General features: G+C 37.1%; 19 protein-coding genes and 2 tRNA genes. 20 read left to right on the forward strand and 1 reads right to left on the reverse strand.

The window, feature by feature from the left end; all coding sequences use genetic code 11:
• Positions 1–89 precede the first annotated feature (89 nt).
• The 9 genes from PHY73_00755 (at position 90) to PHY73_00795 (ending at position 6,183) form a co-directional block, all read left to right on the forward strand.
• Complete coding sequence (locus PHY73_00755) at positions 90–707, forward strand: V-type ATP synthase subunit D (GenBank protein MDD3374239.1); 618 nt, start codon at positions 90–92, stop codon at positions 705–707.
• Positions 704–2,470, forward strand: a complete 1,767-nt coding sequence (locus tag PHY73_00760; GenBank protein MDD3374240.1) for a hypothetical protein — start codon at positions 704–706, stop codon at positions 2,468–2,470. The genes PHY73_00755 and PHY73_00760 overlap by 4 nt, the downstream gene beginning before the upstream one ends.
• Before the next feature lie 18 nt (positions 2,471–2,488).
• Complete coding sequence (locus tag PHY73_00765; GenBank protein MDD3374241.1) at positions 2,489–2,944, forward strand: V-type ATP synthase subunit K; 456 nt, start codon at positions 2,489–2,491, stop codon at positions 2,942–2,944.
• Between the two features lie 78 nt (positions 2,945–3,022).
• A tRNA-Val gene (locus PHY73_00770) sits at positions 3,023–3,099 on the forward strand.
• A 25-nt stretch (positions 3,100–3,124) separates the two neighbouring features.
• Positions 3,125–3,202 (forward strand) — tRNA-Asp (locus PHY73_00775).
• Between the two features lie 619 nt (positions 3,203–3,821).
• Entirely contained in the window at positions 3,822–4,637 is an 816-nt protein-coding gene (locus tag PHY73_00780) for a metallophosphoesterase (GenBank protein MDD3374242.1), read from the forward strand.
• A 118-nt stretch (positions 4,638–4,755) separates the two neighbouring features.
• On the forward strand, positions 4,756–5,442 hold the full coding sequence (locus PHY73_00785) for a hypothetical protein (protein ID MDD3374243.1): 687 nt from the start codon (positions 4,756–4,758) through the stop codon (positions 5,440–5,442).
• A gap of 97 nt (positions 5,443–5,539) precedes the next feature.
• Positions 5,540–5,920: a lactoylglutathione lyase gene (gene gloA / locus PHY73_00790; GenBank protein ID MDD3374244.1), complete on the forward strand. Its 381-nt coding sequence runs from the start codon at positions 5,540–5,542 to the stop codon at positions 5,918–5,920.
• Between the two features lie 50 nt (positions 5,921–5,970).
• Entirely contained in the window at positions 5,971–6,183 is a 213-nt protein-coding gene (locus PHY73_00795; protein ID MDD3374245.1) for a hypothetical protein, read from the forward strand.
• Between the two features lie 64 nt (positions 6,184–6,247).
• Here PHY73_00795 and PHY73_00800 read toward each other — a convergent pair whose 3' ends face one another.
• A complete protein-coding gene (locus tag PHY73_00800; protein MDD3374246.1) occupies positions 6,248–7,876 on the reverse strand; it encodes a hypothetical protein in 1,629 nt (542 codons plus the stop codon).
• 218 nt (positions 7,877–8,094) lie between these two features.
• On the opposite strand from PHY73_00800, the gene PHY73_00805 reads away from it, so the two are divergent.
• The 11 genes from PHY73_00805 (at position 8,095) to PHY73_00855 (ending at position 18,778) form a co-directional block, all read left to right on the forward strand.
• Positions 8,095–8,415 carry a hypothetical protein gene (locus PHY73_00805; protein MDD3374247.1) on the forward strand — a complete coding sequence of 107 codons (321 nt, stop codon included), beginning with the start codon at positions 8,095–8,097 and terminating at the stop codon, positions 8,413–8,415.
• A gap of 10 nt (positions 8,416–8,425) precedes the next feature.
• Positions 8,426–8,899: a YkgJ family cysteine cluster protein gene (locus tag PHY73_00810; protein MDD3374248.1), complete on the forward strand. Its 474-nt coding sequence runs from the start codon at positions 8,426–8,428 to the stop codon at positions 8,897–8,899.
• Complete coding sequence (locus PHY73_00815; protein MDD3374249.1) at positions 8,896–9,792, forward strand: phosphatidylglycerol lysyltransferase domain-containing protein; 897 nt, start codon at positions 8,896–8,898, stop codon at positions 9,790–9,792. The genes PHY73_00810 and PHY73_00815 overlap by 4 nt, the downstream gene beginning before the upstream one ends.
• Positions 9,793–9,795: 3 nt before the next feature.
• Positions 9,796–10,350 carry a 3'-5' exonuclease gene (locus PHY73_00820; GenBank protein MDD3374250.1) on the forward strand — a complete coding sequence of 185 codons (555 nt, stop codon included), beginning with the start codon at positions 9,796–9,798 and terminating at the stop codon, positions 10,348–10,350.
• 104 nt (positions 10,351–10,454) lie between these two features.
• Positions 10,455–11,867 carry an anthranilate synthase component I family protein gene (locus tag PHY73_00825; protein MDD3374251.1) on the forward strand — a complete coding sequence of 471 codons (1,413 nt, stop codon included), beginning with the start codon at positions 10,455–10,457 and terminating at the stop codon, positions 11,865–11,867.
• 3 nt (positions 11,868–11,870) lie between these two features.
• Positions 11,871–12,713 carry an aminotransferase class IV gene (locus tag PHY73_00830; GenBank protein MDD3374252.1) on the forward strand — a complete coding sequence of 281 codons (843 nt, stop codon included), beginning with the start codon at positions 11,871–11,873 and terminating at the stop codon, positions 12,711–12,713.
• A gap of 80 nt (positions 12,714–12,793) precedes the next feature.
• A complete protein-coding gene (locus PHY73_00835; GenBank protein ID MDD3374253.1) occupies positions 12,794–14,104 on the forward strand; it encodes a hypothetical protein in 1,311 nt (436 codons plus the stop codon).
• A 194-nt stretch (positions 14,105–14,298) separates the two neighbouring features.
• Positions 14,299–14,784 carry an Lrp/AsnC family transcriptional regulator gene (locus PHY73_00840; protein ID MDD3374254.1) on the forward strand — a complete coding sequence of 162 codons (486 nt, stop codon included), beginning with the start codon at positions 14,299–14,301 and terminating at the stop codon, positions 14,782–14,784.
• A gap of 17 nt (positions 14,785–14,801) precedes the next feature.
• Entirely contained in the window at positions 14,802–15,950 is a 1,149-nt protein-coding gene (locus tag PHY73_00845; GenBank protein ID MDD3374255.1) for an aminotransferase class I/II-fold pyridoxal phosphate-dependent enzyme, read from the forward strand.
• A gap of 43 nt (positions 15,951–15,993) precedes the next feature.
• On the forward strand, positions 15,994–18,381 hold the full coding sequence (locus PHY73_00850; protein ID MDD3374256.1) for a DUF3857 domain-containing protein: 2,388 nt from the start codon (positions 15,994–15,996) through the stop codon (positions 18,379–18,381).
• Position 18,382: 1 nt separating this feature from the next.
• On the forward strand, positions 18,383–18,778 hold the full coding sequence (locus PHY73_00855) for a hypothetical protein (GenBank protein ID MDD3374257.1): 396 nt from the start codon (positions 18,383–18,385) through the stop codon (positions 18,776–18,778).
• The last annotated feature ends 42 nt before the right edge of the window (positions 18,779–18,820 follow it).

Below are 18,820 nucleotides of genomic sequence, written 5' to 3' on the forward strand. Positions count from 1 at the left end.
TTAGGGAAAGCCCGCGTCGCTTAAAACCGCTTCTGCTGCTTCGTTTTGCAAGCAAAAGCGAAGCAAAGCGACAGGGGCTCATTTAAATTATGGCAAAGATTAAATTAACAAAAAGCGAACTTAAAAAACAGCGGGATAGTCTCGATCAGTTCTCGCATTATTTGCCGACGCTGCAGCTTAAGAAGCAGCAATTGCAAATTAAGGTTTTTGAGATTCGAAAATCTTTAGCAGAAAAGCAAGCAATGCTCGATTCTCTTAAAGTCAGTATTGATTCATGGATCGGTCTTTTGTCGGATCCAGGCGTTGATATTGAAGAATGGATTATTCCTCAAAACGTTTCTTTGGCGACCCACAACATTGCTGGCGCGGATATTCCTGTTTTTGAAAAGGTAGAGTTTAAAAACGTGGATTATGATCTTTATGTTATGCCTTTTTGGGTTGACGAGGGAATTGAGATTATAAAGAAGTTTTTTTCTTTTCTACTTGAAATAGAAATTATCAAGAAACAAATTGTAATTTTACAAAAAGAGCTGATGACGACAACGCAGCGTGTTAATTTGTTTGAAAAAGTAAAAATTCCAGAGTGCCTTGAAAATATCCGAAAAATAAGAATTTATTTAGGTGATCAACAGGCAAGTGCGGTGGGGGTGAGCAAGGTCGCAAAGAAAAAAATTGAGCAAGCAGTCCTTGCGGAGATGGGCGTATGATTATTTCAATGAAGAAAATTTCTATTGTTGTTCAGAAAAAAGATGCTCAAGAAGCTTTGATGCGTTTAAGAGATATTGGTGTTGTGCATGTTCAGCATGAAAACATTCCCGAGAACGTAAGCATTTCTGAGACTAAAGAAGAAATTCAAAAGCTTCAAGACGCGATTAATTTTCTTGAAGGCCAAGGTGCCGCCCATGTGCCTCAGAGTTCAGGCCAAAAAGAAATGATCGATCGTATCATAGAGTGCATTCATCAGATTCGTCAAATTGAAGACGATATGGCCAAGCGAAATTCTCTAATTAATCAATGGGAGCTGTGGGGAGATTTTAATCCGCAGGAATTAGAAAAATTTTCTCATCATGGATTTTGCGCTGGGCTTTTTAAGATTCCAGTTAAAGAAGTAGAAAGTCTTCCCAAAGATGTTGTTTGCGAAAAAATCTTTGTTAAAGAAAAAATCGCGCATTGTTTTGTTTTGTGTAAAGAAAAAAAATCTTTAGGGTTTCAGCAAGTTCATCTGCCTTCGCTAGGTTTATCTGAAATGAAGGATGTTCAAGCAAAAGACGCGCAGAAAATCCAAAACATAAAAAACGAGCTTAAGCGGTATTATCCATGTTTAAGTAGCTTTAAGCATTTTCTAGGGGAAAAACAATCAGATTTTCGTCTTAAGGAAGCGCTGGCAGGCATGGGACAAGATCAAGAGCTTTCATATCTTGTTGGGTTTTGTCCAGCCAATGTTTGCATTGAGCTTCAAAACGCTTCTCGAAAAGAAAAATGGGGCCTTGTCATCGAAGACCCATCAGATGACGATAAGATCCCAACACTTTTAAGAAATCCAAAATGGGTCAATATGATCAAGCCTGTTTTTTCGATGATGAATATTTTGCCAGGATATAAAGAATTTGATATTAGTGTATTTTTCTTAGTGTTTTTATCTGTCTTCTTTGGCATTTTAATCGGCGATGCTGGTTATGGTGCGATTTTCTTTTTAGCCACATTGATTGCGCATATTAAGTTAAACAAAAAAATGAAAGACAAAGCACCGCTATTCTTAATGTACACATTAAGCGCGTGCGCGATTGTTTGGGGACTTTTGACAGGCACGATATTTGGTCAGGAGTGGATTAAGGGAATCTTTGATCCACTTTTGCCTTGGTTGACAGATACAGAAAATATGCAGATGTTGTGTTTTTTAATTGGAGCGATTCATCTAAGTATCGCGCATATTTGGCGAGCGATTTTAAAAATGCCATCTTTTTCGGCTCTTTCAGAGGTGGGCTGGATTTCGATTTTGTGGGGAATGTTTTTTGTCGCTAAAATGCTTATCTTAAGCGATCCTTTGCCAGAGGTCGGTAAGCTTGCTTTGTTGGTTGGTTCCGGATTGGTTGTGTTTTTTAGTCAGCCAAAAAGAAATATTTTTAAAACAGTTGGCCTGGGGTTAGGCGAGCTTTTAATGAGCATTGTTAATATGTTTACGGACATTGTTTCGTATATTCGACTTTTTGCTGTTGGTCTTGCAACCGTAGCTGTGGCTGATGCATTTAATCAAATGGCTTTAGGTATCGGGTTTAATAGTTTCTTTGCAGGACTTGCTACGGCGATGATTTTGGTTTTGGGGCATGTTTTAAATATTGCTTTAGGCGCTATGGCGATTTTGGTTCACGGAATACGTTTAAATGTTTTGGAATTTTCTAGCCATCTAAATATGGAATGGGCGGGCATTGCCTATAATCCGTTTCGAAAAGTAGAAGAGATTAAAAATTAATTAAGAGGAGGGATTGTTATGGAAACCGGAGTATTAATGCAATTTCAGGAATTAGGGGCTGTGGCTGCTTTGGCATTGGCGGCTATTGGCTCAGCCTTAGGAACAGGTGCTGCTGGCATGGCTGCGGTTGGTGCGTGGAAGAAATGTTTTGCGCAAAGCAAGGCTGCGCCTTTTATTTTAACAGTTTTTGTTGGTGCGCCTCTTTCGCAGACGATTTATGGAATGATTGTTATGAATTATATTGTGACAGCTGTCGCCAAGGGAAATTATTTGTGGAGCGCAGGTGTTTTAGGCGGGATTGCTATGGGCATGTCTGCTTGGATGCAGGGAAAAGCAGGAGCTGCTGCGGCAGATGCTATGGCCGAAACTGGCAAAGGATTTGGAAATTATTTAATTGTTTTAGGCGTTATTGAAACTGTTGCTCTTTTTGTAATGGTTTTTATTATGATGGGTGCAGGAAAATTGGTCGGTTAAGACGTTTTTTGGTGAGCATAAGGGAAAAATAAGGCAGTTGACATAAATTTAATTTTATTGTAATATACGTTTTCTATCGGGCGATTAGCTCAGTTGGTTAGAGCATCTGACTTACATTCAGAGGGTCGGGGGTTCGAGTCCTCCATTGCCCACCATATTTTCTTTTTTTTAAAAATGCTTGGACCCGTGGTGTAGCTTGGTTAACATGTCAGATTGTCGATCTGAAGATCGCGAGTTCAAATCTCGTCGGGTCCGCCATATAAAGAAAGCACTTGTCCCATTTGGGGCAAGTGCTTTCTTATTCGACGGTCTGACAGCTTTGAGGGTGCAAGCGAAGCTAACGAGTGACCGAGCGCAAGCGAGGGTGTCAAATCTTGAACCCTCCTTGATTTGAACTTTTTAAAGGAGATCCCAATTTTTCGCTTTGCGAAAAATGGGATAAATTTGCACGGATGACTTACGAACGCTTACGCTCCGCAAATCATGTGCTCATTTAAGCGAAGGTATATAGTGCTTGAGCGAAGTGAAAGCATCAAATCTCAGACTGTCAGTGAGACAAGTTCGTAGTGATGACCCTTAGGTCATTAGCTTGAAGGTCGGGTAAAAATTTCCAGAAAATGTATCAACCTCACCATACATCTTTTAAATTTTTAGATTCATTTCGACAATTATAATAATCTTTCAAACTTTTCTTGTTGCCGTGTTAAAATGCTTGAACAAAGAAAAAGGAAGGAAAAAGAGAAAGAAGGGGTATCACCTTTTTCTTTGGAAAGATTGATCTAGGGTTGTTCTATTATAGGATATAAAGAGCTTATTATTAAGCTTATAAAACAATCACATCAGAAGTAGTCCGCTTAACAAGTTTCTGGATTTAATTATGAAGAAAATTATTCATATGAGTGATTTGCATATTGGTTTCGAAGGTCTCGGCGAACGATTCCAGCGAATAATTAATAATTTGATATCTAAAAAAGGCGATAATGCTGGTGAATATGTTATTGTCATTACCGGAGATCTTGTGGATAACGCTCATCATCAGGAGAGTTATGTAGAGGTTAAATCAGGTCTAGATGTTCTAAGGCGGGCTGGTTTTGAGAATATCCTTCTTATTCCGGGGAATCATGATTATGGAACGGGAAGCTATGGTGATAAAAAATTCGTTAACCTCTTTCAGCAAACTATTTTTGGAGATCTTACGGGTTATCCGAGAAGAAATATTATTGAAGACGTTGCGTTTATTGGATTGGATTCTACCGCGGAGGAGTTACAATGGTATGATGCCATCTGGTCTGAAGGAGAACTTGGGATAAGCCAATTAAATCGGTTAAGCGCCATGTTGGAGGACGATGAAGTTTGCGCTTGTAAAAAGAGAGTCGTTTATTTGCACCATCATCCTTTTGCTGCAAGGCCTTTTCATCAACTTAAAGATTCCAAAAAGCTAGAAAAGATTTTAAGGGCAGCTTTTGATAAGGGCATATCGATTGATGTCCTTCTTTATGGCCATAATCACGAAGGGAAGGCTCATAATGGAAAATGGGGAGTTGCTCGCTGTTATGACGCGGGTTCGGCCACTAATAAGCCTCGGCCTAAGGAAGTTGAGGGCATGGCTTGGTTTCAGGTTAGATCCGCTATCCGGGTAATTGATTTTGAAAAAGAAGACGTTGGTTGTGATTATGTGCTTTCGCTTCTTTAAATTAATGTAACAAAAGAGCTGTGGTCTTTTGACAAACTCGGCAGACGGAAGAAAAGTGACAGCCACCAACCAGGGGGCAGTCTTTGTCAATATTGGCATTAAGGATAAGGGGTTTTGAATGAAGAGAATAAAGTTTGGAAATATAATAAAAATAGTATTATTGATAGTTTTTGTTTTCTTGGGTTTTCATGGGTATTCTTTTTTTCAAAGAGCTATTTTGCGAGAACAGGCATTGAGGAAAGTTATCTCTAGATTAAATGCGGATTCTAGAATAGCAGAAGTGCTAGTTACTGGTGTTAATTTTGATGAAAAATCTAATAAGGTGCTTACGACTATTAAATTTCTAGAATATGACTCAAAAGCAAGGCCTCTTGAGCCAAAGTATTTTACATTTTCAGGGAATATTATTCAGTTCCAATCTTTGGTTATTAGGTTTGATGATAAATTTGTTGAAGCTAAGGATAGCTTAAAAGGAAAAAGCATTTTTCTTTTTTGGAAAGTTTTTATGTTAGATGGCAAGGATACGCAAGAGTATGAAATAACAAAAATGAATGAAGTTCCTCGAGGATACAAGTTAGATGACAATATAGATAGTTTTGAAGAAAAAATATGGGAGAAATTCTGGGAATATGCGCTTAATAAAGATAAATCGAGCAAAATGGGCATAAAGAATGCTCAAATAGAGGCTCCAGGCACTATGTTTATGCCTGGCAATATATACACTCTAAAGATAGAGCATGACGGTGGAATAAGAATAGATGTGCTCTCCATTCCTAAGGTGCTTCAAGGAGAGAAGATATTGTAGAAAAAAGAAAAAGGGGACAGTTTTTTATCTTTTCGTTAAAATGGTTACAGAAAAGTTTTGGTTATTTTTTAATAATGTGTTTTAAAGGAGGTTAGCAGTGAGAGTACTTCATGTAATGTTTCGAGTTTCTGATTTAGAGAAATCGCTAAGTTTTTATATGGATGTTTTGAAGATGAAGCTTTTAAGAAAACAGGATTTTCCAGAAGGTAAATTTACGTTGGCCTTTTTAGGTTACGGCGATGAATCCGAGTCAACGGTTTTAGAGCTGACCCATAATTGGGATACGAACAAATATGACCTAGGCAATGCGTATGGGCATTTGGCTATTGGTGTTGATGATGTTTATAAGGCCTGTGAGGATATTAAGAAAAACGGAGGCAAAATAACACGTGAAGCAGGTCCGATGAAACACGGAACAACCGTCTTGGCTTTTGTCCAAGATCCTGATGGATATAAGATTGAGTTGTTGCAGGATTAATATTGTCTTTGCACCCATGATACCATGCCCAGCCGGGTGCAACATTCCAGTTGTTTAAACTTTTAGAACTTGTTTATACTTCTTTTAATTTACAATTAAAGATATCGAGAATCATTATTGCGGCAATTAAAATAGCGCAGAGGACAGGAGACAAGCCTTTGCTTAAAAGAACGATTACGCCTGTGGATAAGGCGATTGCAATGCAAAGCTGTAAATCCCATTTTCTGGCAAGAGCTGCACCGCATTTTTCGCATTTTATGTAAGGGTATGCGCGCACGCGTATCCAGAGTCTAAATGGTGATATAGGATTAGAACATCTAGGACATTTCATTTGTTCTCCTTTCGTTTCAAAATTTTTACCGCATGATACCATGCCCACCCGGGCTCATTTCCCCAATTTCCAAATGTTTCAACAGCGGTGAAGTTTTCATCAATATATTTTTTCAAAACAGGGCAATAGGTTTTTCCAAATGTTCCAAGGCCGGCCTCTTTTGAGTCAGAGCGGCTAGACAAAACAATATAGGCAGCATTGTTTTCTTTTAAATCAGAAATAATGGCTCGTTCTTGTTCTTGTGGAATATTAATATAATCAAAAAAGATGAGTTCTCGAGTCGGGCTTTTTTTATTTGTTAGAAAATAATAAAGCGAATCATAAGGGAGTGCAAGAAAGGTTTCATCTTTGTTCACATTTTTCTTGAGATAGTCGACAGAAGAAGTAACCGTATTAATCCAAGAAGGTGGATTTTCAATATAAACTTTTGTTTTGTTGATTTGTAGCAAATGATTATTATTTTTATACAGAGCGACGATTTTATGTTGTTGCACAGCGCTTGTTAAGGCAACAATAAGAAAGATTATATAGATTGAGAATCTAATAACTTTAGATAAATTTTTGATGGCATATTCAATGATGAGAAAAATAAAAAGCATTTGAAAAGGGTTGACCCAGCGCATGCGATAAACGATAGCGCTTGCAAAGAATTCGTGAAGACCAAAAAATATAAATAAAATTAAAGAAATAAGAAACAAAAAGAATTCTTTTGTTTTGTTTTCTTGACTGTTTTTTAGCATTGCTTGAATTGAACGAAAGCCGCAAAGAAAAATAATTATGGCAAAAATACGGTTGGGCAAAGACCACGATGTTATATTCCAGAGGACGACGCGCCATAGTTTTACGAGAGACATCCAAATGCTCGCGTGAGTTGGGTCGTAGGATGGAAGATAAGGAAAACATTGTTTGATAAAATATATTGGCAAGTTTCGTGTAAGTAGCCAATAAATCAAGAACGCCAAGGCTGGAATGCCGAGCAGCGAAAGGATGTAGATTTTCTTATTTTGGATCTTTTTTTCTTTAATGTAGTCAGTTAGAGCAAAAGTTATCAGGGTGGATAACAGAAAGAAAAATCCCATGTTGGCTTTAATCAAGAAAATTGTAGAAATTGATAACAATGTGGCATAAATAAATTTCTTCTGACAAGATTGAATGTAGTGGGCGATAAAAAACATCGTGAGAATAAAGAAAGGAATGGCACCTGTGTGATTGTAGGTATAAAAAAATTCGGGTCGAAAAGCCAAAAACCAAACTGTAGCGGCCATAGCCATCATGGGCGAGGCAAAAAGAGAAATTGTTAGATAAAAAAGAATGCCTGCAATAAGGATGAGAAAGATTTTGGCGATCAAAATGCTTTGAATGCTTATGCCAAGAATTTTATAAGCGCTGGCATAATAATATGGCATAGCTGGTCCATAGACCCACCAGTAGTCTTCATAAGGGGTTGATCCTTCAAGGGTTGAGCGAAAGGCATAAAGATCGCGACCATGATCTCCTTGCGCTAAGATAGGCTGAAAGTTGGCGTAAGGTGCTAGGATGAATATTCCTAGAATGCAAGTAAGGACTAGAAGAAGAATTTTCTGATTTTTAGATAAAAAAGTAGATAAAAGTTGTATTTTTTTCATAGTAAACAAAGGAGTTGTCGAAGCACTGTATTTAATGGTAACATTGGCACATCTGTCATTCAAGTGCTTTTCTAAAGAAAGCCCTTGTGGTAGAATGATTCGTCAAATTTAACTTTAACAGAAAGGCTCCGACACGCTTCGCGTGCGGAGTTAATTCGGGCATGTAACTTATGAGCACTAGCGTTCCATAAGTTACGCCCTTATTAAAGGAGTTTTTTATGATTAATTTTAAAGATTTTCAGAATCTTGAGCTTATTGTCGCTCAAATTGTAGAAGTTAAAGAACATCCTAACGCGGATAAGCTTTATGTGCTTAAAATCAACACAGGCAAAGAAGAAAAACAGATTGTGGCTGGAATTAGAAATGCGTATTCTAAAGAGGCTTTGCTGGGAAGAAAAATTATTGTTGTTAATAACTTAGAGCCTGTTGTACTCAGAGGTGAGGAATCAAATGGAATGCTTTTAGCCGCTTCGGATGACTTTGGCCCATCTGTTTTATCGCCGGATCGTGATGTTAAAATCGGGAGCAGGGTTAAATAAAAGGGTGAGTATGGTTAACTTAAAACAATTTGTTGATCAAGAAACTTGTTTGGCGTGTAGGGGCTGTTGCCGATTTTATGAAGAAAAAAGTTTGTGGCGACCTAAGCTAACAAAACAAGAGGCGGCCTATGTTAGCGAAGAGATTATCGACGAGGATTATCGTGTTAAAAGTGTTGTATCGGGTAGTCAGTATCTTTGCAGCTTTCTTGATGAAAAAACATCTCTTTGCCGAAAATATGTAGAGCGTCCTTTTGAATGCGTGCTTTATCCCTTCGTTTTAGTTAAAGATAATGATAAGGTAATGGTCGCTGTGCATTTAGCCTGTCCGTTTGTTCAAGAAAAAAGAGCGTCAGGTGAGTTTTCGCAATATCGTGAAAATCTAAAGAATTTTTTTAGTAGTGTTGAAGATAAGTCTGATATTAGCGCGTTGGCACAAGCGTATCCAGACGCTAGCCAAGAACTAGACATTTTATTCTCGATATGAGCCAAGACATATTTGCGCAAAGAAAAATTGTTGATCAGTTTTTGCAAAAGACTGGCTTTGAGCTTTCATCGTATTCATTTATTAATATTTTTGCATGGCAAGATTTCTTTGATTTTGAGTTTCAAGTGATAGATGAAAGACTGCTTGTTTTTGCTGGTAATGACTTGGGAAGCTTTCTTTATTTACCTCCTTTAGGGAAAGGCATTTCAAGAGAATGCGTTGACACCTGTTTCAGAATTTTAAATGAGAAAAATAATGGTAAAGGCGTTGGGCGTATTGAGAATGTGGAAGAAAAGGACTTGGGCCTTTTTGGTGAAAAAGATTTTGTTAGATTTGAGAAATCTAGAGAAACGGTTTATTCTCGATGTGATATTGCAAACCTCCAAGGTAATCGATTTAAATCAAAGAGATCGTCTTATAATCATTTTGTTAAAAATTATAAGTTTGAATTTTGCCCGTATCGCGACAGCATGAAAAAGAATTGTTTTTTGCTCTATGATCAATGGACAAAAAAGCGAAAAAAGAGAAATAGTGACGAGATCTATCAACAGATGATCGATGAAAGCGGTGTTGCTTTAAGACGTTGTTTAAATAATTTTCAAAATCTCGGTTTGATTGGATGTGTTGTTTTTGTTGAAGGTAGAATCGTTGGCTACAGTTTTGGGTTTGCTCTTAAGCAGGATGTTTTTTGCATTCTTTTTGAGATTGCTGATCTAGAAATGAAGGGACTTTCGACTTATCTTTTTAGTGAATTTTGTAAAATGAAGGCTGTTGAGTCGTTTAATTTTATAAATGTTATGGATGACTTTTCTCTAGACAATGTTCGGTCAACAAAATTATCGTTTAAACCGGCTAAGCAAATTAAAACGTATACTATTTCACAAAAGGATTAATTGATGCAAGATATTTTAGATAAAGAGTTTGTTATCTTTGACGTAGAAACAACAGGATTGTCGCCGGTAGGGGGAGACCGTATTGTTGAGATTGCAGCGCTGAAAGTAAGAAATTTAGAGCCTGTGGAGCGATTTCATTCTTTGATTAATCCGGATCGTTCTATTTCTCCCGGCGCGTTTGAAGTGAATCGGATTTCAGAGTCGATGCTTATCGATGCTCCAAGAAGCCATGAGATTTTACCAGCATTTCTAGAGTTTCTAGGAGATGCCATTATCGTTGGGCACAACATCAATTTTGATTTAGGTTTTTTACGAAACGAGCTTAATTTAGCAGGTCTTGTGCCTGCAGAATCGTTTAATGCAGTAGACACTATCCGGATTTCGAAGCGTGTGATGCCGCACTTAAAGCGATATCCTTTATGGTTTGTAGCAAGCAGCCTCGGTGTTGAGCGTAAACAATCTCATCGGGCTATGGCGGATGTTGAAATGACATTTGAGGTTTTTTATAAACTTGTTCATCTTGCAAAAGAACAAAATATTTTATCCCAGATTTTGTGAAAGAAATAATGGTAACCGGGATTACCTAACGCTTTTTTGATAAAATACTAGGGAAGGCTAATTTTGAACAATACGCAAAATTTGGGATTAAAGGAGATTTCTTTTTGAAAAAAACGTTTTCGAAAACATATGATTTCTCAGGAAAAAGTGAGGATATTTTCTTGGCTTTTTCAGATGAACCGATGTTGTTTTTTTTAGATAGCAGTTTGAGCCAGCCGAGTCGAGGACGATTTTCTTTTATTGGATTTAAGCCTTTTGATATTGTTTCAGCAAGCGGAAAGAATTCTTTAGAAATGCTTCAAGATAAATTTGATCAACATCAGATTTGTCTCGACAATCAATTAACACCTTTTTCTTCAGGGGCTGTTGGATTTTTAGGTTATGAACTTGGGGGTCAGTGGGAAGATATCCTTTTGCGTGAAAAGCCAGGGATATCTTTGCCAGATTGTTTTTTTGGATTTTATAATGGCGTTATTGCCATTGATCATGTTTTAAATAAGCTACATATTATTACAACGGGAATTCCAGAGAAAAATGATTTGTTGAGAGAAAAGAAAGCCTTGGAAGATTTGCGCTATATTGAGAATCGGCTTAACAAAGAATATAAAGAAGAAAAAAAACAAGTTGTTGATTTTGATTTTTCAGAGGAATATTCGCAGTCTTCTGAGTTTTCAAGTAATTTTACGAAAGAAAAATATTTAGAAGCTGTTGATCGTGCGCTTGAATATATTCGTCAGGGCGATATTTATCAAGTCAATCTATCTCAAAGGTTTTTGCTTAAAAAGGATTTCTCAAATACTAAAGATTTGGCAAGGTTATATGTTTTTTTAAGAGCGATTTCTCCGTCGAGCTTTGGCTCTTATTTTGATGCAGGAGATTTTCAGATTATTAGCAGTTCCCCAGAAGAATTTTTGTGTAAGCGAGGCCAGCACATTGAAACAACGCCAATGAAAGGAACGCGGCCGCGATCACAAAATATTATTGATGATGAGATTTTTAAGCGAGATCTTTTAGAGAGCCCTAAGGAAAAGGCAGAGCTTTTGATGGTGACTGATTTAGAGCGTAACGATTTAGGAAAAGTGTGCTTGCCGGGTTCGGTTCGTGTTCGATCGATGCGAACACTCGAAGAATATAGAACTGTTTTTCAGACAACATCAACCGTCGAGGGTGTGTTGGCAGAGAATAAAAATGTATTTGATATTTTAAGGGCATGTTTTCCATCTGGATCTGTAACGGGATGCCCAAAGATTCGTGCCATGCAAATTATTAATGAGCTTGAGCCTAATAAACGAGAAGCGTATACGGGATCTTTTGGGTATATTGGATTTGATGAGTCGATGGATTTTAATATTCTTATTCGAACTCTTGTTGCGAAAAAAGACAAATTGTCTTTTCATGTGGGTGGTGGTATTGTTGCTGATTCTATCGCGGAGAACGAATATGACGAAACGCTTTTAAAGGCACTTGCTTTGCGAAAAAGTATTTCTAGCATTTTCTTGGAGAAATTAGGAGTTTAATTGATGGAGAAAAAAGTTATTTTTTTAGATGGGTTTATGATTCCGGTAACGCATTCATGGTCTAAGATGTTGTCTCCAGGGATTTTGTCTGGTGCTGGCGTTTTTGAAACGATGCGTTCTTATCAAGGAGAGGTGTTTGCTTTTGAAGAACATTTAAAAAGGCTTTACGATGGGCTCAAGACATTAAAAATGATCGCACCTTGCACAAAAAAGGAGATGATCAAATATCTTAAAGCATCTCTTGAGGCAAACAAATTAAAGAATGCGCGCATTCGTCTCATGGTTTGGAAGGCAAAGGAAAAGACAAGAATTTCAATAGCTGTTTTTCCCTATCATCCTTTTTCAAAAGATAAATATAATCAAGGGCTTAAGGCTATTTTTTCAGATATTCGAAGAGATGAAGAATCAGTTACTTCAAGGATTAAAACAGTTAACTATTTACCGCTTTTAATGGCACAAAGAAAAGCAAAAGCACGCGGCAATGATGAAGCCATTCTTTTGAATCGCAAAGGATTTGTTGTTGAAGGTAGTAAGAGCAATATCTTTTTTGTGAAAGACCAGAAACTTTATACGCCGGCGCTTAAAAGTGGCTGTCTCAATGGGATTACCCGTCAGATTATTATAAAGATTGCGCACAAGATGGATATGGACTGCAAGGAGGTTTTAGTTCTTCCAGATGATTTGATTGAGGCGAAGGAGGCTTTTTTGACTAATTCTTTGATGGAAATTATGCCTTTGACATTTGTGCAAGGGAAAATGATTGGCTCTGGAAAAGCGGGACCGGTTACCAATAAAATTCTTCGTGCTTATCGAAAAGAAATCCGTAGCCGCTTGCATCAGATTTAAAAGCTAGATTTTTTGTTTGCGTTGTTTTTACGACAGTATATAATATATTTATATATTTTCTTATGTATATTAAAAAAAATATGAAAAAATATCTATTTATACTTTTCTTTATATTCTACATTTCTTCTTTGTCTTTCGGCCAAACTATCTCTGACGGCGATATTGATGAGGTTATTTCTTCTGAAGAATCGATGAAGGATATTTATCAGACATTAAAAAAGCAGGCAAGAGCTCTTTTAGAGAAAAATAGAATAATTAGCAGTGAAAATGATTTATACGAAGAGAAAAAGTCCGCATTAGTTGAAGAGCTTAGGGTTTTATCGGACAAAGAGAGCAGGCTTCAAGCAGAGCCTTTGAGAAGAAAGAAGAAGATAGAAAAGCTCAAAGAGCGAGCAAAGGATTTGGCCGCAGAGATAAAAGATACTGAAAATCAGATTGTTTCAATGAACTCGAATAGTTTGAGTGACCAAAAAAAGATTTTTGATGCGGAGAAAAAGAATTCTGATCTTATGAAAACATTGAGCAATATAAGCCAGCAGAAAGATCAGATGTTAGCAGCGCTTCATTCGCAGCCTCGCTTTGATGCTCGGGAGTTTGGTCAGCAGCTTGATCAGCTTAAAAGAGACTTGCTGAAAAGCCAAAATGAGCTCAAGCAAGAGCAAAAGGAGTTTCAGGAAAAACAAGAAGCTTTATCTACGCTCAAAGCTATGATTAGAGATTCACTTAATCAAAATTTATCAGACGAAAGTTTTAAAATATCTTCATTTGATGAAAATCCAGATTTTAAGGAAATTGTTGATCTAAAGAAGGATTTTGATCAGACATCCCAAGATATTACGAGTCTTTTTAAAAAGGCTGAAAAGGAAGGGTTGTTTCTTGATCGGGAAGCAAAAGAGACCAGAAATACAATATCTTTTAGTTATTCGTTGACAGATTTTCGTTATCAAAAACAAAAACTTTTGGCGTCTATTAATGATCTTGAAAGCGAGATTGAAGACTTAAAACAGCGTCCTGAAAGAGAACGTTTTGAAAGAGACCAAAAGATTATAATTCTTCAAAAGGATATAGCAGGACTTAAAGAGCAAATTTTAAAGAAGCAAAATGAACAAGAAGAGATTATTTGCGAACAAGAAGACAAGCTGTTGACTCGTGTAGAAGACTTGAAAGTTATCAATCTTTCTTTAAGCAGTCAAGTATTTGATTTAAATAGGCAAATACAGAAGACGGAAAAACAGAGAGCGACTTTATCTGGATTGTTGAGCACAACAACTGAGGCGTCGCCTCCCTTGAAGCCTAGCGAAAATGATGCATGCAAGGATGTCGAGTGTGACCGGCCGAATAATAGTGTTTTGCCAAAATCGCTTTTTAAGACACCAGAGATTTTAAAATAGATGATGTTCGGAAATTTAAAAGTTAATACTTCGACACGTTTCACGTGCGGAGTAAATTCGCAGTTCTAAGTTATAGGTTTTTTTAGATCTTAGAGTTTAATTGCTCATTAGCCCCGCTTAGCGGGGTAAATTCGCCCAGCAAACTTACGCTCACTAACGCTCGCGTAAGCTTGGGGCTCATTTAAGGAGGAAACATGAATGAAATTCTAGAAATCTTGGCTCAAGATGCGCGTATTCGAGCAGAGGAAATTGCAAAGTTAGTGGGGCAAAGCGTTGCCTCTGTTAAGAAAGCGATCCAAAAGTTTGAAAAAAATGGCGTTATTGTTAAATATAAGACCGTCATCAACAAAGACCTCGTTGAAGAAGAAACTTCTTTTGTTCGCGCTCTTATTGAAGTGAGCATGACACCTAAAAAAGATGTGGGATTCGATTATATTGCAGAGCGTATTTATCGTTTTCCAGAAGTTAAAAGTTGTTATTTGCTTTCTGGATCGTACGATCTTCTTTTGGAAGTTGAAGGAAGCAGCGTTCAGATGGTTGCAAGTTTTGTTGCCTCAAAATTATCTGCCATGCCAGATGTGCGAAGTACAGTGACACATTTTTTGCTGAAGAAATACAAAGAGGACGGGCACGTTCTTAAGAAACAAAAACAGAAACAGAAATTAAATATTTCATATTAAAGTAAGGTATTCATAAAATGGAAATTTCAAAAAAGGTTGAACAATTAAAACCTTCGGGGATACGGGTCTTTTTCGATTTAGTATTAAACATGAAAGAGGTTATTTCTCTGGGCGTTGGTGAGCCGGATTTTGTCACGCCTTGGAGAATTCGAGAAAAAGCTATTTTTTCTCTCGAACAAGGATATACGTCGTACACTTCAAATAAAGGAATGGCCGAGCTTAGAAAGCGTATCGTTGATTTCTTAGATCGACGTTATGGCTTAAAATATGATTTTGATGAGGAGACTTTGATTACGGTCGGTGTTAGTGAGGGTCTTGATTTAGCTGTACGAGCTATTCTAAACCCAGGAGAAACGGTGCTTATTCCAGAGCCTTGTTATGTTTCGTATGGGCCTGTTGTTGATTTGGCTGGTGGCAAACCAGTTTTTCTAAAAACAAGCGTTAAAGATGGGTTTAAAATTTCTTCTGAGCAAATCGAAAAAGCATGTACAAAAAATACTAAAGCGCTACTTCTTAATTATCCGTGTAATCCAACAGGAGCTTCTTATACCAAAAAAGAACTTCAGGATATTGCTCGTGTTGTTAAAAAGAAGAATTTAATTGTTATTAGCGACGAAGTTTACGATGAACTGACATATGATTTTCAGCATATGCCTTTATCAAGTTTATCGGGTATGAAAAATCATGTGATTTATTTGAACGGTTTTTCGAAATCTTATGCAATGACTGGATTTCGTTTAGCATGGGCTTGTGGGCCAGCTAAAATTATTGCTGCGATGACAAAGATCCATCAGTATACAATGCTTTGTGCTCCGATTACAAGTCAGGTCGCTGGTATTGAGGCTTTGAGATTTGGGCTTTCTGACGTCTTAGAGATGAAAAAAGAATATATGCGAAGGCGACGTTTCGTTGTGAGCCGCTTGAATGAAATTGGATTAGATTGCCATATGCCGCAAGGGGCTTTTTATGTTTTTCCTTCCATTAAACGATTTAATAAAAGTTCGTTAGATTTTGCAAACGATTTATTGAAAAAGAAAAAAGTTGCTTTGGTGCCAGGCGTAGCTTTTGGTGATTCTGCCGAAGGCCACGTTAGAATTTCATATGCATCAAGTTACGAAAATCTAAAAGAAGCTTTATTGCGAATAGAGCAATATTTAGGAAAATAATTCCTTCCGCTTCCGAAATATAATAATTAGCAAGAGAGGTAGAATGCTTAAGAAATACACATTGCTCCTTTTAGGGGTTGTTTTAGTTTTTTGTGCGTGCTCTTGTCAGAAGGCTGAGCAGGTAGAAGAAAACAATATATTTAAAGAAAAGGCAAAAGTTTTTGCTGAAAGGTCTAAGAAGTATTATGAGCAGGCTGTTGAAAGTTATAAGAAAGCCCTTGAGTCTGGCGATGACCCTGAGGACATTTATTACAAATTAGGTTCTTTGTATTATGATCATGGTCAATATGAAAAAGCGGCGGATGCGTTGAGGAAAACTAATTCCGATTTTGCGAAGAAATTGTTGGCTATTTGTTTTTATAAAGCAGGAAACAACACAGATGCCTTGTCTATTTTTGAGAAATTTGAACAAGATGATGATAGTGAATATCTTTATTATCATGGTTTGACATGTGAAGAGCATAATTTGCACACAAAGGCTTTAGAGCTATACGAAAGAATTACTGCTGAACCTTTTGCGTCAAAAGCACAGCAGCGTATTAATGATATTAATGCGTTAAAAGAAAAGATAACGCTTGAAGGCCTTGATTCAAAAATTCGTGATTTGATTCTTAGTGCACCGTCACAAGAAGATTTTCCGCAGGCCGGGGCTGTTATTTTGCTTGCTGAAGAAAGTATAGAGGTTCGTGAAGATCACTCTGTTTATTCCGAGGAACATTATTTGATTAAAATTCTTAACGAGCGAGGTAAGCGACTTGGGGAGATTCAAGTTCCGTATGATTCAACTTATGGAAAAGTTGAGATTGAGTTTGCGCGCACTATCAAGCCAGATGGTGAAGTTGTTTCCGTTGGTTCGAAGCATATCCGAGATGTTTCGCGATATCTTAATTTTCCGCTTTATAGCAATGCCCGTGTAAAAATTATTTCTATGCCAGAGGTTACTGTTGGCGCTGTTTTAGAATATAAGGTAAAGACTTTTGAAAACAAAATGGTTGCTAATGACAAGCTTGGTGCATCGTATTTTGTTCAGAGCGCAGAACCGATTCAAAATGCTCAATTCCAGATCAGTTTGCCTAAAGGCCAAGAACTGCAAACACGTATCATTAACCAGGAATTGAATCAACAAAATTTTGATTTTGAGCCTAAAATTACGCAAGGGGAGAAAACAACAACGTATTCTTGGGTTTTTCAAAATGTCGATCAAATTATTCCTGAGCCTTTGATGCCTCCTTTTTCTGAGTCGGCAGCAGCAATTTTGATGACGACATTTAAAAGTTGGGATGAAATTTATACCTGGTGGTGGGATTTGGCAAAAGATAAAATAAAGGCTAATGAAGACATCAAGGAGAAAGTAGCAGAGCTTACAAAAGGGCTTGAGACACCGAAAGAAAAAGCGAAAGCGATCTATACTTTTTGTGCGCGAGATATTCGCTATGTTGGTATTGAATATGGACAGGCCGGATACGAGCCTCATCAGGCAGCAGAAATCTTTTCTAATAAGTATGGAGATTGTAAAGATCAAGCCATTTTGCTTATTGCCATGCTTCGAGAAGCTGGCATTGCCTCTTATCCTGTTTTGATCGGGACGCGAGATGTTCCAAGTTTGGCAGAAGAGTTTCCGTCACTTCTTTTTAATCACTGCATTGCTGTGGCACAAATTGACGGGGAGTATATTTTTCTTGATCCGACGGGAGAAGTTGTTTTGTTTGGGGATCTTCCGCGTGGTGATCAGGGAAGAGACGTTTTTGTTTGTTTCGAAAACGAAGGTCGTATCTTAACTGTTCCAAAGTTTTCCTATTCGCATAATAAAATTGAGAAGTCTATGCGCCTTGTCTTTGATGAAAAAGAAAAAGTATCTGGATCTCGTCGCGTTAATACAACAGGATTTTTTGATCAGATGCAAAGAGGATGGTTACGCTATACGATGCCAATTTTGGTCAAAGAGTCTTTGCAGGAGAAGATTCAGGGAATTGTTCCAGGCTCGGTGCTTATATCTTATGATGTTGAGAATTTAGGTGAGATGAAAAACGATATTATTTTATCTTATCTTTTTTCAGGATCAGATTTCCTTTTGAGAGCAGGAAAATCGATACGCGTTATTCCACAATTAACAAAGATTGATTTAGAGATTGTTTCAAAGCCAAGTCGAGTGTATGCCATTGATCTTATTGTTCCGCAGCAAGAAGAAAATATATTTGAGATTGTTTTGCCGAGCAATTATCGGATTAAATCTCTTCCAGATTCCGTGATTAGCGAAACACCGTGGTATCGTTATGAGAATATTTATCAGAAAGAAAATAATAAGATTATTTTTAAGGAAAGCAATATTGTGAAGATAGATCGTATTGATCCTTCTGATTATGTGTCTTACAAAGAAAGCTTAGAAGATCTTTCGACGAAAGTTCGTCAAAGTATTGTTTTGGAGAAATAATATGGATTGCAAAGAAGTAAAAAACAAAAAGAAAAATGAACAATTTGAAATCCAATTCTTCGAAGGGGTTTTAGAAAAGAGTCCAAATTTTATTGAAGCATTGGTTGCTTTAGGTGATTTGTATACAAAGCACGGATTTTATGAAAAAGGACTTTATGTTGACCAGAAACTTGTTCGACTTAAGCCAGATGATCCGATTATTCTATATAATTTAGCGTGCAGCTATTCACTGTTGGGAAGTCTTGAGAAATCATTTTGTGTTATTCAGATGGCTGTTGCACGCGGATATGATGAATTTGATTTTATGCAAAAAGATAGTGATTTGAAGAATTTGAGGCATTATTTACCTTTTAAAAATTTTTTATGTCAGTTAAAATCCGCTAAGGCAAAAGTTTAAGAATTGATATATTTTAAGTGAAGCCATGATGGATAGGTGATA

It is taken from the genome of Candidatus Omnitrophota bacterium (assembly GCA_028693815.1).
Classification (GTDB): Bacteria; Omnitrophota; Gorgyraeia; order Zapsychrales; family Aceulaceae; genus Aceula.